Annotated in this window: 25 protein-coding genes; 4 read left to right on the forward strand and 21 right to left on the reverse strand. The window is 44.3% G+C overall.

Going from position 1 to position 22,934, the window contains the following annotated elements:
* The first annotated feature begins 46 nt into the window (after positions 1-46).
* On the forward strand, positions 47-607 hold the full coding sequence (locus ACUB3H_RS03795) for a TetR/AcrR family transcriptional regulator (RefSeq protein ID WP_459129328.1): 561 nt from the start codon (positions 47-49) through the stop codon (positions 605-607).
* Here the strand turns inward: ACUB3H_RS03795 and rho are convergent.
* Entirely contained in the window at positions 604-1,866 is a 1,263-nt protein-coding gene (gene rho / locus ACUB3H_RS03800; protein ID WP_459129329.1) for a transcription termination factor Rho, read from the reverse strand. The genes ACUB3H_RS03795 and rho overlap by 4 nt on opposite strands.
* 122 nt (positions 1,867-1,988) lie before the next feature.
* Here rho and ACUB3H_RS03805 point away from each other — a divergent pair, with 122 nt between their 5' ends.
* A complete protein-coding gene (locus tag ACUB3H_RS03805) occupies positions 1,989-2,555 on the forward strand; it encodes a LemA family protein (RefSeq protein WP_459129330.1) in 567 nt (188 codons plus the stop codon).
* On the opposite strand, the gene ACUB3H_RS03810 is transcribed toward ACUB3H_RS03805, so the two are convergent.
* Positions 2,556-3,326 carry a metallophosphoesterase gene (locus ACUB3H_RS03810; protein ID WP_459129331.1) on the reverse strand — a complete coding sequence of 257 codons (771 nt, stop codon included), beginning with the start codon at positions 3,324-3,326 and terminating at the stop codon, positions 2,556-2,558. It abuts the gene before it with no gap.
* A gap of 208 nt (positions 3,327-3,534) precedes the next feature.
* Between ACUB3H_RS03810 and ACUB3H_RS03815 the strand changes: the two genes are divergently transcribed.
* The gene (locus tag ACUB3H_RS03815; protein WP_459129332.1) at positions 3,535-4,584 is read left to right on the forward strand and encodes a hypothetical protein; all 1,050 of its coding nucleotides are present in this window, start codon (positions 3,535-3,537) and stop codon (positions 4,582-4,584) included.
* Here the strand turns inward: ACUB3H_RS03815 and ACUB3H_RS03820 are convergent.
* The 16 genes from ACUB3H_RS03820 to ACUB3H_RS03895 form a co-directional block, all read right to left on the reverse strand.
* Positions 4,560-4,898: a hypothetical protein gene (locus ACUB3H_RS03820; RefSeq protein WP_459129333.1), complete on the reverse strand. Its 339-nt coding sequence runs from the start codon at positions 4,896-4,898 to the stop codon at positions 4,560-4,562. The two genes, ACUB3H_RS03815 and ACUB3H_RS03820, sit on opposite strands and share 25 nt — an antisense overlap.
* 2 nt (positions 4,899-4,900) lie before the next feature.
* On the reverse strand, positions 4,901-5,923 hold the full coding sequence (locus ACUB3H_RS03825) for a DUF362 domain-containing protein (protein ID WP_459129334.1): 1,023 nt from the start codon (positions 5,921-5,923) through the stop codon (positions 4,901-4,903).
* A gap of 31 nt (positions 5,924-5,954) precedes the next feature.
* On the reverse strand, positions 5,955-7,967 hold the full coding sequence (locus tag ACUB3H_RS03830) for a heavy metal translocating P-type ATPase (RefSeq protein ID WP_459129335.1): 2,013 nt from the start codon (positions 7,965-7,967) through the stop codon (positions 5,955-5,957).
* Positions 7,964-8,245 carry an ArsR/SmtB family transcription factor gene (locus ACUB3H_RS03835; protein ID WP_459129336.1) on the reverse strand — a complete coding sequence of 94 codons (282 nt, stop codon included), beginning with the start codon at positions 8,243-8,245 and terminating at the stop codon, positions 7,964-7,966. The genes ACUB3H_RS03830 and ACUB3H_RS03835 overlap by 4 nt, the downstream gene beginning before the upstream one ends.
* 84 nt (positions 8,246-8,329) lie before the next feature.
* Positions 8,330-8,788 carry a COG2426 family protein gene (locus ACUB3H_RS03840; RefSeq protein ID WP_459129337.1) on the reverse strand — a complete coding sequence of 153 codons (459 nt, stop codon included), beginning with the start codon at positions 8,786-8,788 and terminating at the stop codon, positions 8,330-8,332.
* Positions 8,785-10,560 (reverse strand): oligoendopeptidase F, encoded by a 1,776-nt coding sequence (gene pepF, locus ACUB3H_RS03845; protein ID WP_459129338.1) that lies wholly within the window; start codon positions 10,558-10,560, stop codon positions 8,785-8,787. Before pepF ends, ACUB3H_RS03840 begins: the two co-directional genes overlap by 4 nt.
* Positions 10,561-11,340 carry a 3'(2'),5'-bisphosphate nucleotidase CysQ family protein gene (locus ACUB3H_RS03850; protein ID WP_459129339.1) on the reverse strand — a complete coding sequence of 260 codons (780 nt, stop codon included), beginning with the start codon at positions 11,338-11,340 and terminating at the stop codon, positions 10,561-10,563. It lies immediately after the preceding gene.
* Positions 11,312-12,412 (reverse strand): hypothetical protein, encoded by a 1,101-nt coding sequence (locus ACUB3H_RS03855; protein WP_459129340.1) that lies wholly within the window; start codon positions 12,410-12,412, stop codon positions 11,312-11,314. The genes ACUB3H_RS03850 and ACUB3H_RS03855 overlap by 29 nt, the downstream gene beginning before the upstream one ends.
* Positions 12,390-13,061: an acylneuraminate cytidylyltransferase family protein gene (locus ACUB3H_RS03860; RefSeq protein ID WP_459129341.1), complete on the reverse strand. Its 672-nt coding sequence runs from the start codon at positions 13,059-13,061 to the stop codon at positions 12,390-12,392. The genes ACUB3H_RS03855 and ACUB3H_RS03860 overlap by 23 nt, the downstream gene beginning before the upstream one ends.
* Entirely contained in the window at positions 13,058-14,146 is a 1,089-nt protein-coding gene (gene neuC / locus ACUB3H_RS03865; protein WP_459129342.1) for a UDP-N-acetylglucosamine 2-epimerase, read from the reverse strand. The genes ACUB3H_RS03860 and neuC overlap by 4 nt, the downstream gene beginning before the upstream one ends.
* Positions 14,143-15,132, reverse strand: coding sequence for an N-acetylneuraminate synthase (gene neuB, locus ACUB3H_RS03870; RefSeq protein WP_459129343.1), 990 nt, complete (start codon positions 15,130-15,132; stop codon positions 14,143-14,145). Before neuB ends, neuC begins: the two co-directional genes overlap by 4 nt.
* Entirely contained in the window at positions 15,129-15,746 is a 618-nt protein-coding gene (locus tag ACUB3H_RS03875) for an acetyltransferase (RefSeq protein ID WP_459129344.1), read from the reverse strand. The genes neuB and ACUB3H_RS03875 overlap by 4 nt, the downstream gene beginning before the upstream one ends.
* Entirely contained in the window at positions 15,746-16,774 is a 1,029-nt protein-coding gene (locus ACUB3H_RS03880; RefSeq protein WP_459129345.1) for a nucleotidyltransferase family protein, read from the reverse strand. Before ACUB3H_RS03880 ends, ACUB3H_RS03875 begins: the two co-directional genes overlap by 1 nt.
* The gene (locus tag ACUB3H_RS03885; protein WP_459129844.1) at positions 16,764-17,912 is read right to left on the reverse strand and encodes a LegC family aminotransferase; all 1,149 of its coding nucleotides are present in this window, start codon (positions 17,910-17,912) and stop codon (positions 16,764-16,766) included. Before ACUB3H_RS03885 ends, ACUB3H_RS03880 begins: the two co-directional genes overlap by 11 nt.
* 5 nt (positions 17,913-17,917) lie before the next feature.
* A complete protein-coding gene (locus ACUB3H_RS03890) occupies positions 17,918-18,901 on the reverse strand; it encodes an NAD-dependent 4,6-dehydratase LegB (protein WP_459129346.1) in 984 nt (327 codons plus the stop codon).
* 82 nt (positions 18,902-18,983) lie between these two features.
* Positions 18,984-19,664, reverse strand: a complete 681-nt coding sequence (locus tag ACUB3H_RS03895; RefSeq protein ID WP_459129347.1) for a phosphoribosylaminoimidazolesuccinocarboxamide synthase — start codon at positions 19,662-19,664, stop codon at positions 18,984-18,986.
* A gap of 116 nt (positions 19,665-19,780) precedes the next feature.
* Between ACUB3H_RS03895 and ACUB3H_RS03900 the strand changes: the two genes are divergently transcribed.
* Positions 19,781-20,560: a hypothetical protein gene (locus ACUB3H_RS03900; RefSeq protein ID WP_459129348.1), complete on the forward strand. Its 780-nt coding sequence runs from the start codon at positions 19,781-19,783 to the stop codon at positions 20,558-20,560.
* A gap of 58 nt (positions 20,561-20,618) precedes the next feature.
* On the opposite strand, the gene ACUB3H_RS03905 is transcribed toward ACUB3H_RS03900, so the two are convergent.
* From ACUB3H_RS03905 to ACUB3H_RS03915, 3 genes are all read right to left on the reverse strand, one after another.
* Positions 20,619-20,960, reverse strand: a complete 342-nt coding sequence (locus tag ACUB3H_RS03905) for an ATP-binding protein (protein WP_459129349.1) — start codon at positions 20,958-20,960, stop codon at positions 20,619-20,621.
* Positions 20,961-21,285: 325 nt separating this feature from the next.
* A complete protein-coding gene (locus ACUB3H_RS03910) occupies positions 21,286-22,149 on the reverse strand; it encodes a nucleotidyl transferase AbiEii/AbiGii toxin family protein (RefSeq protein WP_459129350.1) in 864 nt (287 codons plus the stop codon).
* Complete coding sequence (locus tag ACUB3H_RS03915; protein WP_459129351.1) at positions 22,146-22,721, reverse strand: type IV toxin-antitoxin system AbiEi family antitoxin domain-containing protein; 576 nt, start codon at positions 22,719-22,721, stop codon at positions 22,146-22,148. The genes ACUB3H_RS03910 and ACUB3H_RS03915 overlap by 4 nt, the downstream gene beginning before the upstream one ends.
* Between the last annotated feature and the right edge of the window lie 213 nt (positions 22,722-22,934).

Raw genomic sequence — 22,934 nt, forward strand, 5'->3', positions numbered from 1 at the left:
TTGCGAAACCTGTCTAAAACGACTAAAATGTTTCTAAGGAGGACATATGGATCGAAGAAAACGTAAGACCGTTCACGCACTAAAGCGTCACGTCATCACCCTTTTACACGAAAAACCACTACAGGACATCACAGTGACCGAGCTCTGCCACTTAGCTGACATCTCTCGCTCCACCTTTTACCTGCACTTTAAAGACATTCACGAGCTCTATCAAGCTCTAGAAGAGGACCTTTTAAACGATTTTCAAGAGCTCATCGATGAGACGATCGTAAAGAAGGCCTCAGTCTTTACCTCAAAAGAAGGCGTCATCACACTCCCTCACCAGACCTCCATTTATCAGTACATAAAAAAGAACGCGGAACTCGCGCTCTTAATTTTAACGGAAAATGGCGACAATGCCTTTTTTAATAAGATTTACGAACAAGGTCGCATTAGCTACAATAAGCTCCTTAAGGTAAAGACGCCCATTACGGAGTACTACTACGACTTCATGGCCTCGGCTTTTATCGGTCTCATTCGAGCCTGGATGCGAAGCGGCATGAAAGAAAGCCCAGAAAAGATGAGTCAGCTTGCAAACGAATTTGCGATGCGAAAGATCTCTCTCTAGCGCTTTTTCATGACATCTAGGAATTCATCGTTCGACTGCGTTTGACGAATGGTCTTTACGATGTCTTCAACGACCTGCTCTTGGTTCTGGCTATTGAGTGTTCTTCGAAGCGTATAGACAAACTCTCTCTCCTTCGGTTCGTAGAGTTTCTCTTCTCTTCGAGTGCCGCTCTTTAAGATGTCGATTGCAGGGAAAATTCTTTTATCTGAAAGAGAGCGCGTCAAGATGAGCTCCATATTTCCTGTTCCCTTAAACTCCTCGAAGATGACCTCGTCCATTCTAGAACCCGTATCGATGAGGGCAGTCGCAAGGATCGTAATCGATCCTCCTTCTTTAAAGTTACGAGCAGAACCAAAGAACTTCTTCGGCTTATGTAAGCTTGCAGGATCGATACCACCACTTAAGGTACGACCAGAGGATTCCGTCTCTAAGTTATAAGCTCTCGCTAAGCGCGTTATAGAGTCTAAAAGAATAATGACATCGTGCCCCATCGATGCTAGTGCTCGAGCTCTCGCTAGAGCGAGTTCTGCGATTCGAATGTGATTGGAGGGAAGTTCATCAAAGGTTGAAAAGAGTACGTCACTTTCGATCGATTCGATCATCTCTGTGACTTCTTCTGGACGCTCGTCGATTAAGAGCATCATGATCGTGAGGTCCTTATAGCGTTCTTCAAGGCTTCTTGCAATATTTTGTAAAAGGACTGTCTTACCTGCTTTAGGCGGTGAAACGATGAGTCCTCTCTGGCCACGACCTACGGGACTAAAGAGATCGATGAGTCTCGTCGAAAGCTCGTTAAAGCGGTGCTCTAAGCGAAGACGTTTATCAGGGTGCACGGGTGTCAAGCGGTCAAAGCTCTGACGGTGAATGCACTTATCGAGTGTCATGCCGTTGACACTATTGATATAGACCATGGCACGGTAGCGGTCGGTCTCATTGTTGCGCTTGGCTTTTCCTACGAGTTTATCGCCCGTTACAAGGTTTAACTTTCGAATGAGTACAGGAGAGACGTAGACGTCGTCTTCGGAGCTTGCGAAGTTTGCTCCACGCAAAAATCCGAAGTCCTTTCCTTCGACTTCTTCGAGAAAGCCTTCGACCGTGTCTGCACCTTGAAAACGCGCTTCACGATCGACTTTTAATTGTGCTTTTTCAATGGCTTCAATGAGCTCCTGCTTCCGAAACGAAGCGACCGATGGAATCTCCAAGCTCTTCGCGAGCTCTCTAAGCTCGACTAACTTTAAACCAGAAAGATCTCTAGGCATGGGCCCTCCAAAAAAAAGAATATGGGAACAATACAATTGCATCGTAACATAGTTTAGAAATCGAGTAAAGAAACGCGAGATAGGGTATTATTGAGGAGAACCAAGTAGAAAAGGAGAAGACTATGCCAGTACTCTATATTATTATCGCAATTGTCGTCCTCGTTGCCCTTTGGATTATGGGCGTTTTCAATAAGCTAACACGTCTTCGCATGGCAGTAAAAAATGCCTTTGCAAATATCGACGTTCGCTTAAAGAAACGCTATGACTTAATTCCAAACCTCGTCGCTACAGTCAAGGAATACATGACGCACGAACGCGAACTTCTAGAACGCATCACAGCACTCAGAAGTCAAGCAATGCAACCAGGATTAGAGCCAAAAGAACAAATGAAGGTGGAGAATCAACTTTCAAGCTCGCTACGTCAACTGAACGTACAAATTGAAAATTATCCTGACCTCAAAGCCAACGACAACGTGCTCATGCTTCAAAGCTCCCTCTCTCAAATTGAACAAGAGATTGCTATGAGCCGCGACATGTACAACAACCTTACGGGTGAATACAACACACAAATTGCTATTTTCCCGAATAACCTCTTTGCAGGTATGCTAGGATTCCAAGCTGAGTCCTTTCTAGAGACACCACAAGAAGAGCGCGCTAACGTCTCTGTCGGCGAACTCTTTAAAAAATAATTAAGGCTTCAATGTGATAAATAGGAGCTCCGGTCGATTAAAAAGACGCGGAACCCTCGTACTTTGTGTTGCAAGTCCACGGCCCGTGATCATGGTCACGGGTCCTTTTTTTACCATTCCTCCGGCAAGCTTTGGAAAGAAGCCCTGGTCCGGTGCATAGACGCCGTTAATGAAAGGAAAGATCCACTGACCACCGTGCGCGTGGCCACTTAAGATGAGATCGTAGCCCGATGCTACGTATTCATCAAAGCGCTCCGGGCGGTGCGATAAAAGAAGTTCGAAGCGATTTTTATCGACAGTTCCTTTAAAGGGAGGTAGTCCTGCTTCGGGGTCTTCATACCCTGTTAAGACAATACCTCCAAGATCTATTTTTTCATTCGAAAGGATCGTCACTCCGTAGTCTCTTAGAACCTCTTTAAAGTGATCCATCCTTCCGCTCCAATATTCATGATTACCGCTTACATAAAAGACCCGGTATCCCTTTAGTCCTTGAAGAAGCTTTATCGCACCCTCTTCTTCCCTCACGTCATCAAAGATGTCTCCACCGAGGAGAACGTAGTCGACCTTTTCTTTTTCGATGATACCTAGGATGTCCTTTTCTTCACTGTGGAGGTCACTGATAAAACAGAGCTTCACTTCACTCGTTAGCTTCTCGTTTTCGATCGAATAACGAACGACTTTTACATCCCATCTCACGGCCCAGAGAATGAGAAGGAGGACCAGTACAAGCCCTATAATCCAGCGTTTTCTTTTAGTTGAATGTTCTTTCATAATCTTATTACCCCATTAAATACAAGACTTTTTAGATCTCTACTTTATCCTTTTTAGATCCCTTTGTAACTCTTTTTTAGATATCTCTATCCCTATTCCAGCAGAAAAAACCTCGAAAAAGTACGACCTTTTCCCATTTTTTCAAGGCTTTCACTAACTTTTTGTATACATTTCTACAAGTTTCTGTTATAATGTCCTCGGAGGTCCTATGCGCCGATTATCCATACTTTTACTGAGTTTGATCCTACTCACGAGTTGCTCGAATCGGTCCCTCACAAGCGACGAAAGTATCCGAGCAGCCTATACCAAAGAAAAGGTGACAGAGCTCGCCAAGGAATGGATCAAGACTAAATATGACAAAGACATCGAGATTCAATCGATCGATGAATTAGAAGCGACTCAGACCGACGAAACTCGCTTCCAAGGGTATGCACTTCGCACAAAAGACGGTGGAGCGCTACAGTTTCATGCGCTCTCAAACGACACACATTACTTTGTAGATAGTTACCAGGAACCGATTTATCGATCGATCATCACAAAGGAAGTGGAAAGACTGACGAATGGTAACGCCAAGGTCTTTTTCTCAAACGACCCCCTACCGCGTTACTTCTGGGCAGAGCCCACGGAAGCTTCTTCTCCCTTTATGCTTCTCGAGCAGAAGCTAAGTCCCGACATGACACTTGAAGATCTCGAAGCCAAGGACGTCTATGTCAATGTCCTACTCTATCACAACGAAAGGGATCTCACGGAGCTCGAGGGTCTCGTTCGAAGCCTCGATAAGGTCGGCATCCACGCCAATGTCTTTGAGCTCTTAGATAGCGTAACAAAAGAGGACACCAAAGATGGTCTCCTCTATGAGCAAGTGGCTCGTACGTATAAGTTGAATGGCCCTAGCTTTGTCGTTCATGATTACTTAAAAGAAGAGCAGTTTGGTGTCTTCTCTGACGTACCCGTGCTCATGAGTAAGGGCTCGAATGTACAGAGCTTCTTAGAAGCAAGTCTTACAGAATATGACCCGAACCTTTTAAAGGGTGCTGTCTTTGCACTCTCTTCAAAGGGCATGGTCATTATCGATACCGAGAAGTTCTTATCGGGAGAGCTTACAAAATATAAGCTCCAAATTCGTCTAGCGAAGGAAGGAACCGAAGTTCCTTACTATCAGACGGGAAAATACATCGTGATCAGTGCGAAGCTTCCCGTAAAAACGGATGCTCCGAGAAATAACTTACTCTTCTACTTGACTTCTGAATCAAAGTAACTCGTCTGTTTGTATAGATCAAAGACGAGTGTACCGCGTTCACCGGCGATCGTAACGCCCTCTACGAGTTCGACCTTCTTTGTGCGCTCCATGAAGCGTGAAATCCACTCGTAAATGGTGATACTGATCTTTTCGTCCGACTGTCTCACGCCTGTTCGAATTTCATCACGAACCTTGACGGCGTTTCTTAATAGCATTTCAAAACGATCATTCACACTATCGACGAGCTCTTTGAGCTCGCCTTTTTTCCATAATTCTTCCTCGTACGCTCTAAATTCTTCAAGCGATTCAAAAGTCATTTTATCTAATGTCATTCTTACTCCAATGTAATGAGGTTGTATTCACTCGTACCGAGACCGATTTTTTCTGCGTGCTCGATCGTCCTACGTCCCTTATCGAAGAGGAGCTTTCCTTCTCTCTCTTGTAATAGCGTGAGGCATGCTGTATCGAGTGCTACAGGGTCAGTAGATGCTAAAATTCCGATGTTATCTGCTACTGTCTCGAGTTCTTTTCCTACGCAGTCACAGACATTTGTAATCTGAAAAGCAAAGTTCAGGTAGATATTATTTCTACCCTTTTGAGCGCCGTAAGCGTACTCTGCAAGCTTTTCGTAGAAGTCCTTTTGACTCCATTCCGTTTCAATGGCACCTGTAGGGCATGCTGCAACACAGCCGGCACAACCGACGCACTTGCTGCTATCGATGGAAGCTTTCTCTACGATCTCGATAGCATCGTAGTTACAAGCGCCTTTACAGATTCCACAGCTTACGCAGACATCTTCGTTTACGAAGGGTTTGATGGTCGCATGTTGCTCAAGCTTACCACCTCTTGCTGCAAAGCCCATGCCGAGTTGCTTCATGGCACCGCCAAAACCTGCTTCGACGTGGCCCTTAAAGTGCGCGAGTACGATAAACTGCTTATAGGGAGCATAGCCCTTACCGATCTTTACAGACTTTAAAAGTTCTCCGTCGATCGCTACGTTATCGTACTCTTCGCCGTGATCGCCGTCTGCAATCGTAATAGGTAGCATGGTAAAGCCGTGGGAACGAGCCGTTTCTAAGTGCTTATCGCGAGTCGTTCGTGAACCACGATAGAGTACGTTCGTCTCGATAAAGCGCGTATCCACGTGCTTTTCTTTTAAATAGTCGATGACTCCAAGGTAACAGGTAGGCGGAATAAAGGTCACGTTTCCCTGTTCGCCGAAGTGAACCTTGAGAGGAACTTCCTTTTCGAGCACTACATTTTCTTTCGTTACGAGATGATCTAAGATGCGCTTTGCTTCGACGCTGATCTTCTCTGGGTTCCAGTCCTTCATGGGAATAAAATATACGTTCTTCATAGAGCCTCCTATCTAAAAAAAGTATACCATACTAGAGCTTTTTTCTTAAGATACGTGTGGCATTTAACACGGCGAGGAGTGCAACCCCGACATCGGCAAAGACGGCCATCCACATGTTCGCCATACCAAAGGCTGCGAGGAGCATGACAAAGGCCTTCGCAAGGAGAATAAAGAGGATGTTTTCCTTTACAACGTGCTTCGTAAAGCGGGCCACATCGAAGCCTTTTTTAAGCGTCATAAGACTTCCATCGATTAGGACCATGTCGCTCGCTTCAAGTGCTGCTTCACTTCCGATGTCACCCATGGAAACGCCGATGTCTGCAAGGGCAAGGCTCGGTGAATCATTCGTTCCATCGCCGCAGAAGAGGACTTCTCCGGGATGCTTTTTAAGAATCTCCTTAAGCGCGTCGAGCTTTCCTTCAGGAAGGAGCTCGGCTTTGTAGGAGTCGATTCCCGTCTCCTCAGCAATTCGCTGAACTTGTTCTTCTCTATCACCACTTAGTAGCGTAAAGCTTTGAATACCGCTCTCCTTGAGATGTCGAATCGCTTCCTTGACGTCACGTTTTAGTTCATCGCTGATTTCGATCGTTCCTACAAAGCGATGGTCCTTTGCTACATAGACGACTGTCCTCTCGCTCGTACTCTTTTCGACGTCCACGCCAAAGCGCTCCATGAGCTTTCCATTACCTACGAGCAAGGACTCTTTTTCACTTACAAGTCCCTCGCCAGAGATCTCCTTTACATCTAGAACCGGTCTCAGTTCTCCCTCGTAGGCACTTAGGATGCTACTTGCGATCGGGTGGTTCGAACCTTGTTCTAGTAGAGCAGCGTATAAAAGGGTGTTCTCTCCTGTAACGTGTCGAACCTCGAAGCGTCCTTCTGTAAGCGTTCCTGTCTTGTCGAGAACGACGTGTTTCACGCGATCGAGTGCTTCTAGGTAGTTTGCACCCTTCATCATTAAACCGAGCTTAGAAGCGCTTCCTAGGCCACTAAAAAAGCTCAGTGGAATCGAGAGAACCAGAGCACAAGGACAACTTATGACAAGAAAGATCAATGATCTTTTAATACTTAGGTCAAGTGGTAGCGAGAAGAAAAAGTAACTTACGAGGCCATTTATTACACTTAAGGCTACGACGATAGGCGTGTAGATGTTTGCAAAGCGCGTAATAAAGTGTTCCGTCTTTGCCTTCTTTTCGCTCGATTCTTCGACCAGGCGAATGATACGACTTACGGTAGAGTCATAGAAGTCTTCGGTCGCTTCGATCACGAGCGAATCGGTCATATTGATCGTAGAGCTTATGACTTTTTCTCCCGCCTTTACGCTTCTCGGTACGCTCTCCCCTGTGACAGACGAGGTATTGAGTGTCGATTCACCCTGGATGACGATTCCATCTAGCATGATGCGCTCCCCTGCTTTTACTAAGAAGCGGTCGCCTTTCTTACACTCTTCTGCAAGGACGTCTTCGAGATGTTCTCCTTCAAAGCGGTGCACTCTGTCGACTTTCATCTCTAGGAGGTCGCGAATGGAACGCTTGGAGCGATCGACGGCGAGATCTTCAAAGTACTCACCGATGAGATAGAAGATCATAACGGCTGCAGCCTCTTCGTATTCACCTAAAAAGAGGGCTCCGATGGTTGCGATACCCATTAAGAAGTTCTCGTCAAAGACCTTACCAGAAAAGAAATTCTTTACGGCTTCAAGGAGTACTTCGTAACCGGAAATGGCGTAGGCTATGAGGTGAAAGGTAGGATTTTTAAAGAAAAATCCGAAACCTAAAAAGACGAGCGAAAGAAGAATCTTTATGCGGTCGTCGATTCCTTTTTCTTCCTCTTCTTCCTCCTCTTTTTCAAAGACGACATGGACGTCCTTTTCGTGCTTTTTTACGATCTTGCGGATCGTCTCTTTCTCAATCTCACCACGTACAGTGAGGACGCCTGTGAGAAAGTTTATGGAGGCATCATTTACTCCCTCTTTTGCTTTTAGTTCCTCTACAATGAGGCCTGAACAGTGCTCACAGAGGGTTCCTTTTAATTGTGCTTTCATCGGTGGCTCACGTGCTCCTTTGTAATATCTAGAATTTTTTCTACGTGTTCATCGTCTAAGGAATAGTAGACCGATCGTCCTTCCTTACGCTTTTTAACTAAGCGATACGTCCTTAAGAGGTTTAGCTGGTGACTCACAGCAGAATGGGTCATCTCGAGCTTCTCTGAGACCTCTGTCACGTTGGCTTCACCTTCTCGTAGGACAGCAAGAATCCTTATTCTCGTTTCATCGGCAAAGATCTTTAATAGCTCTGCCATCTCTTCTATGATGGAATCCATGAGACCTCCTAATATATGTTCATCTGTTCATATATTAGTACGCGAGAGAAACGGTGTCAAGAAAAAAAGGACGCATAAGCGTCCTTACTTGATGAGTGACATGGCTCCTATAGAGAGCGTGTACATGATCGCACTAGCTCCTAGAACTCCAAGGGCACAAGCTAAAAAGCTTCTTCCCTTTTTCATGCCGAGAATCACAGCGATGAGGCTTCCTGTCCAAGCGCCTGTTCCCGGAAGAGGAATGGCGACAAAGAGAAAGAGGCCTAGGAATTCAAAGGTTTCTTTGTTTTTTACTTTATTTAGTGACCGCTCAATGATGTGGTCCAGTTTACTAGTAAAGCCCTTCAGTTTCTCTTGTTTCTTTAACCACTGATAGAAAGGATCAAAGAGATAGAGAATGGGAAGGATGACGAGAATATTTCCTAGGATCGGAAGAACTAACGTCCAAGGCATCGGAACACCACTCGCTACAGCATAAGGTAGTGCTCCGCGGACCTCTAGGATGGGTGTCGCCCCTAGAAGGAAAGCGATGAGGTATTTCATAGTAGTTGTTCAAACTCCGAAACCATCTCTTTAAAGGTCTCAAGCGCTTCTCTTACGACGTTAGGATCGGTCATGTCGAGTCCAGCATCCTTTAGTACTTCGAGTGGATACTTGGAGCAACCAGCCTTTAAGAAGCCCTTATATGCTTCGAGTGCGCCTTCTTCTTTATTGATGATGCGCTTAGCAAAGGCCGTAGCTGCACTCATACCGGTAGCGTATTGGAAGACATAGAAATTGTAGTAGAAGTGTGGAATACGACTCCATTCGTAGTCAATTTCCTTATCTACGAACATCTCTGGTCCAAAGTAGAGCTCATTGAGCTTGTGGTATCTCTCGTTTAATAAGTCGCTCGTAAGCGTTCCACCCTCTTCTACGATCTTATGGATGTCGCGTTCAAATTCTGCAAACATGGTTTGACGGAAGATGGTGCCCTTGAAGGCATCGAGGTAGTTGTTGATGATCGAACGACGAACTTCTTTATCGGTCTCTGTGCTTAAGAGGTAGTGATTTAAAAGTGCTTCGTTGAAGGTCGATGCAATCTCTGCAAGGAAGATCGAATAGCCACTGTTTACATAGGGCTGGTTCGTTCTGGAGTAGTAGGAGTGCATCGAGTGACCGAGCTCGTGAGCGAGCGTAAAGGCACTGTCTAGTGTATCTTGATGGTTTAGAAGGAGGTATGGAGGCATGTCGAAGGCACCGCCACTATAAGCTCCACTTCTCTTTCCTGGTGTCTCATAGACGTCGATCCAGCGGTTATTGAACGCTTCTTCGATCTTTTCCATGTAGTCTTCACCCATGGGTTTTAGCGCATTTTCTACGAGCACGCGTGCTTCTTCAAAGGAAATTTCTTTGGCCTTTTCTTTAATGAGCGGTGCATAGACGTCGTACATGTGAAGTTGATCGACACCTAAGACCTTCTTACGGATCTCAAGATACTTATACATGGCTGGAAGTGCATCGTGAACGGCATCGATTAATGCATCGTAAACACTCTCAGGTACGTTATTTTCAGCTAAGCTCATCGCTCTAGCAGAAGGGAATTTTCTTAAGCGTGACTGAATGACGTGGTTTTTAACGGTCGAATGAAGCGTCGTAGAAACGGTATTCTTATGACCCTCAAAGACACTGTAGAAGGCCTTAAATGCACGCTCTCTTAGATCTCGATCGAGGCTCATGAGCGTAGGAACGAAGTTACCTTGGGTGAGTGTAAGGTCCTTTCCTTCGCTGTCTTTAATGGTTGGGAAAGTGAGGTCAGCGTTTGTGAGATCCGAGTACACCTTGGAGCTTGATTCGGTCACTTCACTTACAGCAGCTAAAATCTTCTCTTCAGCTTCCGTGAGCGTATGCTCCTTAAAGCGGAAGATATCATCGAGGAATCTCTCGTACTTATCGTCAGAAAGGAGTGCAAAGACTTCTTCACGGTCATATGAGAGTAATTCTGGTCTTAAGTAAGCGATCTTTCCCTTGTAGAGCGCAAAGACCGAATACATCTGCATCACGCGATTTTGCCACTCGGAATCTCTCGTATCGAGGTCTGAAGAATGGGATGCATAGACATAGGCATTTTCTATTCTTCTTTCGATATCCATGATCTCATCGAGAGCACTTACGAGTTTCTTTTCAGAGATGAGCTTTCCCTTAAAGCGCTCTAAGCCTTCGATGTCGTTTGTGATTGCTTCTCTTTCTTTTTCAAAGTCCTCTACGCTCTTAAAAGCAAGCGTCATGTCCCATTTGTATTTTTCCGGAATATCCGAACGTTTTTCGTATGCCATTTAGTTCTCCTTAATGAGTAAATTTTCGATCCGATTCAATGCATAGAAACCGTCACGATTGATCGGATCACGACGGTTATAGAGGATCTCCTGGTTTTTAAAGTCCCGAAGAACCCCTCCTGCCTCATGGACAATGAGGTCCATGGCACAGGTATCCCACTCCATAGTATAACCCATGGAGAAATAGGCTTCAGCTTCTCCTTTTGCGATGGCGCAGCCCTTTAGGGCACTTCCCATCTTCGTGACCGTTACGACCTCGTCACGCTCAAAGAGACGTTTTAGTTTTTCTGAAATATTGGAACGACTACGGACGATGCGAAGTTCCTTGGTGCGCTCACTCACGTGAAGAGGAGCTACTTCATCCCCCACTTTTTCAAACGCTCCCTCACCCTTTATAGCATAGTATGATACGCCCGTTACGGGTGCATAGATGTAACCAAAGACAGGCCTATGATCCTTTACGAGGGCGATCAAGATACTGAAGTCACCGTTACGTTTAATGAATTCCTTCGTACCGTCTAAGGGGTCGATAATAAAGACGTATTCTTTATCGAGTCTCGAAAGGTCATCTTCGCTCTCTTCTGTGAGAAAGCCGTAGTCGGGATATTGTTCTTTTAAGGTATCGACGATTAGTGAATCAGCCCCCTTATCAGCTAGGGTTACCGGAGAATCGTCGGCCTTGATCTCAACGAATAGCTCTTCTCGATCGTAGACCTCCATGATAAAGTCGGCTGCCCTCTTACAGGCGAGCTCAACCGTTTTTAGTAAGATTTCTGACATAACTACTCCAAAGGGTGTGCGGTTTATTTAGCATGATGTATCCGAGCTCTCTGAGCTCAGTAATTTTCTCAGGGTCACTTAAATCGTCCACAATGACACTTCTACCCATTTTGTAGCCTTGAAACAGCACCGTTGAATAGACACTGATGACTGTTTTCGCACGAGTGAGTGATTCTTCGATACTTAGATTTTTTTCGATTTCAATTCCCTTAAAGGCACGCTCGACACTAGGCATGTCGCTAAACCTCGGGTGGGGCCTTACAGCGACGGGTGAATCCATCTGAAGAAGTGCTTGTGCGATGATCTTCATCTTCTCTTCGTCTTCTTTTTGCAGGTAATAAGTCGTATAGGATCCTAAGGGAGCAGAATGCAAAAAGGAGGGCGCCTCAACGACAAAGGAAGCTTCTCCCTTTAAGAGGGAGAAAAGTTCTTTATAGTATTCGTCAAAGACGTAGAAGCGAGAGAAGCTCACATAGCTATCGCGTGGGTTTAAGAGCTTATCGCCGTGCATCATGTTGATGTGCTCCATCCCTTCTTTCTCACAGAACTCTGTAAGAAGGGATGAGATGAAGCTGTATTCGATGCCACTTAAGACGGCCTTCACACGGTAGGCGTCCTTTGCATAGCGTACATTCGCTAGGTTTCTAAGGATGTTGTACTGGTAAAAAAAGCGAAAAGGTGCCTTAAAGACGACGTTCTTATAAAAGAAAGCGAGGTCTTTAAAGGTCAGTGCTTTTTTTGCCGTTTCGATGCGCTTAGGAAACTCTATCTTTATGCTCTCTGGCATCGTCTCTTTAAGAACCGTCCGATCGAGGGCATCAAAAGATTCGATGAAACGCACTTTTTTAAAGACGAGAAAAAAAAGCGGAATCAAGAGAAAGAAGCTAGCGACGTTTTTAAGAAAGTGCTTCCAAGGATTCTCTTGTTTTACGCTTTCAAGGTACTGAAAGAGAGAGCGTTCAGCTCGATCTTTCGGTACTTTTTTTAGACTCGAAAGAATTTCTTCTCGAGGCTTTTTCATCCAATCGGTTCGAATGGTATTAAAGCGCCTATAAAGTGCTTTTTTGTTCATACATTATGAGTGCTTCGGCTAAGAAAAAGTCATCCATGCTGTCGATGTCGACCGAATGGTTCTTTTTCATCATATAGGCGAAGCTCCTTTCTCCATAGAACGTTTGATGAGCTTTAAAGTGCTCTGTATCGGATAGATAGATGGCACCGTTTAAGACGAAGTTCTTCTTCAGTTCCTGTGTCCTTACGCCCTCTTTTTTTAAGAAGTTCTCAAGACTTAGTGATTCATCTAAAGTATTCATAAGTGCTAAGGGCTCGCACTCCGTAACACTTACGACACTTAAGGCACGCTTTTCTTCAAAGAGTAAAAAGGCCTTTTCGATGTCGGTCTCATCTCTTAAAGGCGAGGTCGGCTGAAGAAGCATGAAGCGATCTGATGGAAAGTGCTCTAAGACATCTAGGATGACGTCGTTGGACTTCGCGGTATCGGTAGAAAGCTCGGGGCTTCTAAGGTGAAACTCTGCTCCAAAGCGTGTAGCAATCTCACCATACTCTTTGCTATCGGTCGTAACGATGACTCGGTCAAAGCGCTTACTCTTAAGGGCCGCCTCGATCGTATAAGCGATGAGGGGTTTACCTAAGATCGGCTTTATGTTTTTATCGAGGATTCGCTTGGAACCTTGTCTCGCAGGAATAATGGCAATGTTCATAGGTCGTAAAACCCTTTCATAAGATCGATCGCTGAAGCTTTTTCTTCGATGATCCTGGCAATGAATCGCTTAGGATCCTCTCCTTCATAAGGATTCGTATAGTCTCCCTTATATTCTAGTGCTTCATGGATTGCACGTTGAATGCTTTCACTCTTACACTCGGCATGTAGTACACTCTCTGCTCTTTCACGGCCTCTTTGACGGTTTCCGATGTCTACAGAAGGAACCTTAAGGCTTGGAATCTCGATGACTCCAGAAGAGCTATTCCCTACGACTGCTAGAGCATGTTTGGCTGCACTTAAGTATCTCTTAAGGCCAAGGGATGGAACAAAGTGAATGCGAGGATCCGTCTCACTTTTCTCTCGAAGCACTTTATTAATGTCATCCCCTCTTGGGTCGGCGTTAGCTCCCGTAAAGAGTACGTCACAATCGAACGCTTCAAGTGCTTTTAGGAGTTCATCGAGTTCATCACTACCTTGTAGTGTCACGGGATGATAGGTCGATAAAATGTAGTTCTCTCGAAGATTTAAATCCTTAAGAACCTCCTCTTTACTTAGAAGTTCGGTCTCTAAGATGTTTTGAACACCTAAGGCTCCTACGTTAAAGACGCGATCAGGGTGTTCGCCGAGCTGAATGACGCGCTTTCGATGGGACTCGGTTGAAACGAAGTGAAGACTCGAAAACTTCGTGATGCTATGACGATAGGCGTCATCGAGCGCCCCTTCTGTCACTTCTCCGCCGTGAATATGGGAGATCGGAATGCGGTTTAAGTGTGCCGCTACAACAGCCTCAAAGATCTCATAGCGGTCCCCGAGGACTACAAAGTGATCGGGTCGATCCTTTTTAAACGCTTCATCAAAGCCTAAAAGAGAACGACTCATGGCTTTTGAAACCGATCCCGATTCATCGAGGATGGGAATCTCTATAAAAGGGAATTCAATCTCATCGGCTGTATATCCATGAGCCTTTGAAAGGTGCGTTCCCGTCACGTAAAGCGTGAGGTCGTGATGTTTTTTAAGCTCTAAAAGTAACGGGCGTAGGAGAAAGTATTCTGCCCTAGAGCCCGTAGCACAAGCTAGCTTCAAAGTGTAATCTCCTCATCTTCTTGAAAGTTCTTTTTAGCCGTCTTTCCGATGACTTCATCCCAAAGCATCGGAGAAAGGCCTGTAGCAGGGCGCTTTACAGCGAGGTTTTCCTCGGTAAAGACTTCGCCTTTTTTAATGACTCTCTTTGCGACGATCGACTTTCTTACGGCCTTTATGTTCTTCGCTTCCGACTCGGTCGGGGCTTTCAGTCCATCGCCTAGTGCTTTTTCAATATTTCGAATGGCTGAGACCATCGCTCTTAATTCTTTTGGATCCAAAGAAGCCTTATGGTCTGGGCCCTTTAATTCTTTATCTAAAGTAAAGTGCTTTTCAATGATCTTTGCACCGAGTGCCACGGCTGCGATCGGAACTTCGATCCCTAGCGTGTGGTCAGAATAACCGACTTCTCGAGCAAACATCTCTCTTAAAGTGATCATGGCAGAGAGGTTTACGTCTTTCATAGGGGTCGGATATTCACTGTTGCAGTGAAGAAGCGCCACTTCTCTCGCTCCAAAGCGGTCGAGGATCTCGAGGGCATTTTGGATCTCTCCTAAGGTACTCATACCAGTAGAGAGGATGACCTTGGTCTTGAGTTTTGCAACTTCTCTTAGGTATGGAAGGTTTGTAATCTCTCCCGAAGGAATCTTAATGGGAGAAAGCTTGAGTTCTCCTAGAAAGCGCACAGAAGAGAGATCGAAAGGAGAGCTCAACATGTTGATATCTAGCTGATGGGCATAAAGAACGAGCTCCTTCGTGGCTTTTTCAGAGAGTTCGAGGCTTTTTAGAAGCTCACTTTGATCAGCGATCGTGCCATCCTCTTGATAAGGAGCTAAAGGCGTTCTTTTTGTGGTAAGCTCTTCCGTTTTAAAGCTTTGAAATTTTATGGCATCGACACCAGCTCGCTTGGCTTCTTGAATCATCTTTTTTGCAAGCTCAATGTCTCCATTGTGGTTGACGCCGGCTTCGGCAATGATATATACGCTCATTTTATCTCCTTCGCGGGATTTCCCACGAGCCAGTTTTTTATCGTAACGTCTTTCGTTACGACACTCCCCGCTCCAATCTTAGAGCCTTCTACAAGATGGAGTCCTTGAAGGACGGTCGCATGGAGTCCAACGTGAGAATGACTTCCCACAGTGACCGTGCCAGCGAGGACTGCACCCGAACTTACGTGAGCGAAGTCACCGACTGTTACGTCGTGTTCTACGATGGCACCTGAATTTATAATGGCATGACGACCAATTTTTGCGCCGCTATTAATAATGGCACCTTTACCGATGAAGGTTCCAGGTTCTACTTCTACATCCTCTGAAAGGATGGCACTCGGATCGATGATGGTAGCGGCCTCTAATCCGAGTGCTTCCATTTTTTTCGAGATTCTTACACGTATGCTCGTATCCCCCAGAGAACCTACTGCGATAAAGTAGAGATCGGCTTCATCTTTATGGCTTTCTAAGTCTTTTTCTAGTGAAAAGATGGGAAGGTTCGTATCGGCTTCACTCGGTACGATGACGCCTACAAAGGTAAACTTCTCTTTATCGATTGCGCCGAGGACGCTTCTCGCATGACCTCCGCCTCCAAAAAGGGCTACGCGCTTCATCAGAGACCGAGCCTTTCGATCATGGAGTGCATCTCTGGTAGTTCACCCATGTCGAGCCAGTCGTCGCCACCTATGATAAAGGCACCGAGACGCCCCTGTTCGATGGCCCACTCTAAAAGCTCTGTCATGGGATAATCTCTTCCTGAAGGAACTTCTTTTAGAACTTCAGGCTCCATGAGATACATTCCAGTCGATGTAAAGTGCGTAAAGGAAGGCTTTTCTTTTATCGCAATGACGCGGTCCTCTTTGAGTTCTACGACACCGTAGGGAATGGTCGTATCGCGCTTTGCAAGGACGAGCGTGATGAGGTTTTTATTTTTCTCATGGACTCTACGAATCTCGTCGTAGTCGGTTCGAATGAGGATGTCGCAGTTTGTGACAAAGAACGGTCCATCGATGATCTCTGTCATTAAGGAGAGACTTCCTGCTGTTCCAAGCGGTGTGTCCTCTTCGACAAAGCTCACTTGATAGTCCTCGTTGCTCTCGTTAAAGTAGGCTTTAATCATGTCTTTTTTATAGTTTAGGCTCAAGATAAAGCGCTCATAGCCTTGGTCTAAGAAGCGGTCCATGATGCGCTCTACAATGGGCTTATCACCGATGGGGATTAAGGGCTTAGGGAGGACCTTCGTATAAGGGTTTAATCTCGTGCCCTTCCCACCTGCCATGATGACAATTTGATTCTTTTTCTTAGTGACAGGCTTTCTCTTTTCATGAAGAAAGACGATGTCTTTGATCTCAAGGTTTTCATTTACAACAGGAACCGATTCAATTTCATGTTCCTTCATAAACTTTACCGGGTCCTTAAGAGAGCCCTTTATTACGTACTTCACGCCACGATACATGGCTTCACGCACAGGGCTATTTAAAGAGCCTTCTTTTAAGATCCAGCGACGAATGTCACCATCCGTGACGCTTCCTACGAGCTTCGATCCCTCTACGACGTATAAAATTTTTCTAGCGTTTCGGTCGAGCTTTTGCATGGCATCGAGCACGCTCCGATCAGGAGATATGATGAGTTCATCGATCATGACTTAGCTCCTTTAGGGCTTCTGTAACGGTGAGTAGATCTTCTTTCGTTAGATTCGTAGAACAAGGAAGATTTAATACATGTTCATAGTAATCTTTGGCTTTTTCTATGTCAATGTGAAGAGCGTCTTTATAAGGTGTCTGCTCGTGAATGAGTCCCCAGATGGGACGCGTTTCAATGCCACGCGCTTTGAGCTCTAAGAGGAGCTCATCTCTAGAGTAAGGAAAAGACGATTCAATGTAGAGTGCGTAGAACCAGTAGTTTGGTGACGTTCCTTCACGGAAAGGAAGAAGGCGTAATCCCTCTACACCATCGAGTTCCCTTTGATAGAGCTCGTAGTTTCCTCGCTTCGTTTCGAGAAAACCTGGTAGTACTTCCATTTGAGAAAGCCCTAGAGCCGCTTGAAGGTTTGTCATGCGGTAGTTAAACCCAACATCTTCATGACGGTAGTAGAGTGGATCGTCTTTGGCTTGCGTCGATAGATAACGAGCGCGTTTAGCCATTTCTTCATCTTTTGTTACGATCATGCCGCCGCCACCCGTTGTAATGATCTTATTTCCATTAAAGGAATAAGCACCAAAGTGAGCGATCGTTCCCGCCATACGGCCCTTTTCATCGAAGCTACCGAGTGCCTCGGTAGCATCCTCTACGACGGGAATCATGTACTCAGTAGATAGTTTCATGATAGAATCCATGTCACCGAGGTTACCGAAGACGTGAACGACGACGATGGCACCGATGCGCTTTCCTTCGTAGTATGTACCGTCAGTCCTCTTTTCACACGATGCTAAAAAGCCTTCGAGCTTTTTAGCGTCCAAGGTAAGAGAATCATCGCAGTCAAAAAAGATGGGATTTGCACCCAAGTAGTGAATCGGATTAATAGCTGCAATGAAGGTTAAAGTCGGTGCGATGACGTATTCATCGCGCTTCACTCCTGCCATGACAAGGCTCAGGTGAATAGCTGCCGTTCCACTTTGACAAGCGACACAGTAAGCGCCGTTCATCTCACTTACTTTCGATTCAAACTCGTCGATAAAGGCTCCACCTGTAGAGACCCATTCCGTCTCTATGGCTTCCCTTACATATTTCATCGCATTTCCCGATAGATTCGGTACCGATAGCGGAATTCGTTTCATAATGACCTCTAGATGTTATAGATATCGCTCTTAAAGGCGTCTTCGTGGGCTTTAATCCAGTTGATGGTCTCATTGAGACCTTCTTCTAGCGTATAGCGAGGAGCCCAGCCCGTGAGCTTTTTCATCTTTTCATTACTTCCTAAGAGTCTGTTGACCTCGCTCTTTTCAGGACGAAGACGAATATCTTCTGTGACGATGCGAGCGTTTTCGTTGATGAGAGAAATGAGTGTTTTTGCGAGCTCTCCGATGGAAATTTCTCTCGAAGTCGCAATGTTCACTTCTTCTCCGATGGCTTCATCACACTGACTTAGTGCTAAGAAGCCCTCTACCGTATCTTTTACGTAGTTAAAGTCTCTCGTAGGCGTGAGGGATCCTAAGTGAATCTCTTCTTTTCCTGCGAGAAGCTGACTAATAATCGTTGGAATGACGGCCCTTGCAGACTGTCTCGGACCATACGTATTAAAAGGGCGAACGATCGTAACGGGGAGGTCAAAGGATCGATAGAAGCTCTCCGCTAAGCGGTCAGCACCGATCTTTGTCGCAGAATAAGGAGACTGTCCTTGGAAAGGATGCACCTCATCGATCGGAACGTATTGAGCCGTTCCGTAGACTTCACTCGTACTCGTTACAAGGACTCGTTCTGTATTTAAAAGCCTTGCTGCCTGAAGCACGTTGAGCGTTCCCTTGATGTTCGTATCGACGTAGCTATCGGGTGAATGATAGCTAAAGGGAATGGCGATGAGTGCTGCCAGGTGAAAGACCGTATCGATCGATTCCATGGCGGTTCGAACGCCATTCGGATCTCTGATATCTCCAGAGAAGATCTCAATCTCCTTTTGCATATCTTTGGGGAGATCTTCAATCCATCCCCAAGAGTTAAAACTATTGTAATAGACGAAGGCTCTTACATCGTAACCCTCTTCTACTAAGCGCTCGACTAAGTGACTTCCGATAAACCCGTCACTACCTGTGACCAATACTCGTTTTGCCATGGTCTCTCCTTCTAAACATATTCAATTCTATTCTATCACAAAGTGTTTTAGAGAGAAAAAAAAGCATCACTTAAAAGTGATGCTAGTCTAGGAGTAATCCTGGTAGGTCGAGTGGCTGAATGTATTCCGTTCCTCTGTAGACGCGCATGTTACCACCGCTAATCTCATCGATGAGAACGACTTTACCGTTTAAGTCACGACCAAACTCTAATTTGATGTCGTAGAGTTCGAGACCTTTCTTCGCAAGCTCGTCTTTAACGAGGTTTGAGATCTCTCTTGTCATCTTAACGAGCTCATCGTATTCACTGTCTGTGACGATCTTTAGCATCGTTAGGATTTCACGCGTCATCGGTGGGTCACCGGCTGCATCGTCCTTAATGGTAATCTCTACGAGAGCATCTAATGGTTCACCCTCTGTGACGTACTTCTTAAAGCGACGAAGGAAAGAACCGACAGCTTTATAACGACATACAAATTCGAGACCTTGACCAAAAGGTTTTACTGGAATAACTTCCATTTCATTTTGATCGACGTTGGAATCGACGTAGTGTGTATAGATACCGTTTTCTTTGCACTTTTCGAAGAAGAAACGAGTGAGGCGAAGAGCTGCATTACCTGAGCCCTCAATGGATAATCCGACTTGGTTCTCACCCGGATCAAAGACACCGTCTTTACCTGTGACGTCGTCCTTAAACTTTAACATAATGTTTCCATTATCGAGTGCATATACGTTTTTTGTCTTACCTTGATAAATGAGTTTCATACTTACCTCCTGACTTGCTCATTATACATCACTCATACCCTTAACGATGTGTTATTCTTGTCATCTTTTTAGAAAATAATGGAGAAAACAAGGGTACAATGGAAATGGAGGTAGGAATGAAAAAACTCATCGCATGTATTTTAGCCATCATCTTACTCACAGGTTGTGAACTCGTCGATGTAGCGAGACTCAAAGAACTCGAAGAAGACAACGAAAGGCTCAGAAAAGAGCTTGCCGTCTTAAAGGAAGAAGAGACGGGAAAACCGAATAGAAACACACTTCCAAAGATCAAGGAGCTCTATGGGCAGGGAGAATCCAAAGATATCTATGCGATAGAGACCATAAAGGTCGGAAAAGGTGGTCATCTAAAGCCTGGAATCTACGATCTAAGTGCCACTACAGGCACAGGAAATGTCATCGTAAAAAGAAAGCTCTTTAAACAATTAGAAACAAACTACGTCTTAAAAGCTCAAAATATCAAACCACCTCGCTTTCCCTCAAAAACTCGAGTGATACTCTTTGAAGGCGACTCATTGGAGTTCATGAATGTCAATAAGGTACACTTTGAAGCCGTACCAAAAGATGTCACAAAGAAGACGGAACTCAGTATGGGAGAATGGATCGTAGGACGAGATATTGAGCCAGGAAAGTATAAGCTTGAGACCAATGGTGCTTTTAATAAAGAGTATCCGAGTCTCGGCTGGACGATCGACCAGTACAGCGATGACGAAGAATATAAAAAGTACATATCCTTCAATTTGGAAGAAAATGATGTGGCCGTTAACCTAAAGCCCGGAGATGTACTCATGATCGAGTGGATCTTTGGTTCCGTAGGAGATGAGCCAGCAGAAGAAGACGTACTTAAATTCGTACCTCTAGAGGAACAAACGAATTAAAAGACTGCCTCCCTTTTCATACGAAAGAGGGAGGCAGTTTATTTTTAGTGGACTCTTTTTATAAATCCAGAATCGCCTCATTAAGAAGAAAGTCCTCTATTCCAATGTACAAGATGCCGTAGTTGTCGTGCCTAGGAATGATGGGGTTCCTGACCACCACAATCTTTTTAAAGGAATCATCAATTCTCTTAAGAGAAGCTGTTTCTTGCTCTCTTTTCTCTGGGCTTTCTACATTCAAAGCCGATTGAATGTAGTACCTTTGGTGTCCTTTGTTTATAACGAAGTCCACTTCAAGTTGAATCTTTTTTCTCGTTCCGTCTTTCTTCACATCGTGTTCAAGCACACCGACATCGATATTGTATCCTCTACGAAGTAAGTCGTTATAGATGATGTTTTCCATGATGTGGGTGTCTTCTATTTGCTTAAAGTTTAGTCTGGCATTTCTAAGGCCTATGTCTGCAAAGCAGTATTTTAGTGGCGTTGAGAAGTATCTTGAACCTTTTACGTCATAGGATTTACCACATCTTCTGATGCCTGTAATAATCTTTATCCTTCCGTTCTCTCTTTTGTCGATGAGTTTTTTAGATAATCATCTCTTCGGATGGTCATAGGGCTACCTCTTAAGAATAATCGAGGTGGATTTCCACCTTTTTATTTCGATTCTGTTGTTCCGTTAAGGGATCTCCTACGGGATGAAATCATGCGTATTAAACGAAAAATAATCATCACTTATCGAACAATAGAGTGTTTTTACAGTCAAAAATCTCCCCTACCTTTTCGTATATCGCTATCGTATCTAAAAATTGTATCTCTTTCGCATAAATATTTCCCATCACGAATTTTTTCCACATACTTTTTATCGATTCACTATGGTAAAGCATTTTTGCAACTTCTTTATGCATGAGAATAGAATCAAAAGTTCCTCTATGCCTACTTGTTCTTTCAATCGCTTCTCTTAACGTATCTGTATCAATTTTCATACTATACAGTTTATAGATCATGTACAGGTCATAAAAATCTCTTGCCCTTGTTGTAGTAATATTTCGGCTAGTAATCGTCTCGAATTTTTCAGCAAGAATCGTCTCAATGGTATATGCTCTTATGGGTATTACGCCTTCATCTAGTATCCTTGGATAACAATAACTCATCTCACTAGGAGTGATAACATCACCTGTAGTAATGTCAATATTGAGAATGGCATTGATTTTTCCTAAGGTACATGAGACCCTTGCACTAAAATTTTTGTAGACATCATTTGAGCGAATCGGTGATATCTGGATAAGGTGATATTTTATCTCCGATTCGATCTCGACTTCTAAGATCTCATTAATAACTCTTCTAATAGCTTCTTGGTTTACAGGAATCCCTTTAATGGTCGTATCCATATCCATCGTGCTTCGCATGTCTACTCCAATGAGAGAAGAAATTAAAAGTCCGCCCTTTAAGATAAAATGATCTCTGTATCTAGATCTAGAAAGTTTTTCCAATACTCCTTCAAATAGGCACATTTGCAGTAGTGAATTAGGATTGACCCCTGTTTTCTTGGAAATATTCCTAATCGCCCCCTTTATTTTTTCTGCTGTACTCATAGAAGAACCTCTGTATAGGTCCTTAGCTTTTCTTCCATGTTCATTTGAATCGCATACTGAGAAAGCTTTAGTAAGTCTTTCTCTCGCGAGGAAAAATATTCCTTTAGAGCTTCACTAAAACTGTAGGTGTCGAGACGCTCTTTATCCTTGATTAGATCTAAAATCGTTCTTTCTTTATCATAAACTGCCACAAATCTTCCGAATGGATTTTTAATCGTGGTTTTTCCAATGTCAAAGGTATCACTTTTTACATACTTAAAAAGCACGTCATCTCTCTCTGTCTTGACTCTTGTGACATTGGTTCCTGTTATCACACTCATTACGTAAAGAAGCGGCATTCTGGTAGTCAGGCCATGTAAGTAAGCTGCTGTTTCATGGGAAAAAACACCTTTAGGTACTCTGTGCGAGAAGTAGATGTACTCATCTATTTCCTCACCAGGTAAAGCATACAGACCAGTAGCAATTTTTACTACTTCATACTTTGCAAGCGACTCCTTTAATACATCTTTATGAATACCAAGAGATAACGCCTCTTTGGTCGTGATGAGTCCATCATTATCTTTTAGTTTCATTAGTAAAAAATCTCTCTGTGTCATAGCAACACCGCCTTTTCATGCTTATATTATAAATTTTATAAGCACATAAGTCAATTTTAGTACCACTCATTCGCTTTCATCTAAAGTCTAATATTACTTAGGATACGTCCATTAGATTCTATCCTAATCTCTAACTACTAGTTGAATTAATCTGTGATGTTGCTTTTTGAAACAAAAAAAGGACTAACC

It is taken from the genome of Guggenheimella bovis (assembly GCF_054492335.1).

What these genes read in the sequence shown, in the direction of transcription:
- ACUB3H_RS03890 (WP_459129346.1), bottom strand. Translation starts at nt 18,901, where the DNA reads ATGGCAAAACGAGTATTGGTCACAGGTAGTGACGGGTTTATCGGAAGT.
- rho (WP_459129329.1), bottom strand. Translation starts at nt 1,866, where the DNA reads ATGCCTAGAGATCTTTCTGGTTTAAAGTTAGTCGAGCTTAGAGAGCTC.
- ACUB3H_RS03835 (WP_459129336.1), bottom strand. Translation starts at nt 8,245, where the DNA reads ATGGATTCCATCATAGAAGAGATGGCAGAGCTATTAAAGATCTTTGCC.
- ACUB3H_RS03805 (WP_459129330.1), top strand. Translation starts at nt 1,989, where the DNA reads ATGCCAGTACTCTATATTATTATCGCAATTGTCGTCCTCGTTGCCCTT.
- ACUB3H_RS03875 (WP_459129344.1), bottom strand. Translation starts at nt 15,746, where the DNA reads ATGAAGCGCGTAGCCCTTTTTGGAGGCGGAGGTCATGCGAGAAGCGTC.
- ACUB3H_RS03905 (WP_459129349.1), bottom strand. Translation starts at nt 20,960, where the DNA reads ATGGAAAACATCATCTATAACGACTTACTTCGTAGAGGATACAATATC.
- ACUB3H_RS03910 (WP_459129350.1), bottom strand. Translation starts at nt 22,149, where the DNA reads ATGAGTACAGCAGAAAAAATAAAGGGGGCGATTAGGAATATTTCCAAG.
- pepF (WP_459129338.1), bottom strand. Translation starts at nt 10,560, where the DNA reads ATGGCATACGAAAAACGTTCGGATATTCCGGAAAAATACAAATGGGAC.
- ACUB3H_RS03895 (WP_459129347.1), bottom strand. Translation starts at nt 19,664, where the DNA reads ATGAAACTCATTTATCAAGGTAAGACAAAAAACGTATATGCACTCGAT.
- ACUB3H_RS03860 (WP_459129341.1), bottom strand. Translation starts at nt 13,061, where the DNA reads ATGAACATTGCCATTATTCCTGCGAGACAAGGTTCCAAGCGAATCCTC.
- ACUB3H_RS03795 (WP_459129328.1), top strand. Translation starts at nt 47, where the DNA reads ATGGATCGAAGAAAACGTAAGACCGTTCACGCACTAAAGCGTCACGTC.
- ACUB3H_RS03810 (WP_459129331.1), bottom strand. Translation starts at nt 3,326, where the DNA reads ATGAAAGAACATTCAACTAAAAGAAAACGCTGGATTATAGGGCTTGTA.
- ACUB3H_RS03830 (WP_459129335.1), bottom strand. Translation starts at nt 7,967, where the DNA reads ATGAAAGCACAATTAAAAGGAACCCTCTGTGAGCACTGTTCAGGCCTC.
- ACUB3H_RS03840 (WP_459129337.1), bottom strand. Translation starts at nt 8,788, where the DNA reads ATGAAATACCTCATCGCTTTCCTTCTAGGGGCGACACCCATCCTAGAG.
- ACUB3H_RS03855 (WP_459129340.1), bottom strand. Translation starts at nt 12,412, where the DNA reads ATGAACAAAAAAGCACTTTATAGGCGCTTTAATACCATTCGAACCGAT.
- ACUB3H_RS03825 (WP_459129334.1), bottom strand. Translation starts at nt 5,923, where the DNA reads ATGAAGAACGTATATTTTATTCCCATGAAGGACTGGAACCCAGAGAAG.
- ACUB3H_RS03815 (WP_459129332.1), top strand. Translation starts at nt 3,535, where the DNA reads ATGCGCCGATTATCCATACTTTTACTGAGTTTGATCCTACTCACGAGT.
- ACUB3H_RS03820 (WP_459129333.1), bottom strand. Translation starts at nt 4,898, where the DNA reads ATGACATTAGATAAAATGACTTTTGAATCGCTTGAAGAATTTAGAGCG.
- ACUB3H_RS03880 (WP_459129345.1), bottom strand. Translation starts at nt 16,774, where the DNA reads ATGATCGATGAACTCATCATATCTCCTGATCGGAGCGTGCTCGATGCC.
- neuB (WP_459129343.1), bottom strand. Translation starts at nt 15,132, where the DNA reads ATGAGCGTATATATCATTGCCGAAGCCGGCGTCAACCACAATGGAGAC.
- ACUB3H_RS03900 (WP_459129348.1), top strand. Translation starts at nt 19,781, where the DNA reads ATGAAAAAACTCATCGCATGTATTTTAGCCATCATCTTACTCACAGGT.
- ACUB3H_RS03915 (WP_459129351.1), bottom strand. Translation starts at nt 22,721, where the DNA reads ATGAAACTAAAAGATAATGATGGACTCATCACGACCAAAGAGGCGTTA.
- ACUB3H_RS03850 (WP_459129339.1), bottom strand. Translation starts at nt 11,340, where the DNA reads ATGTCAGAAATCTTACTAAAAACGGTTGAGCTCGCCTGTAAGAGGGCA.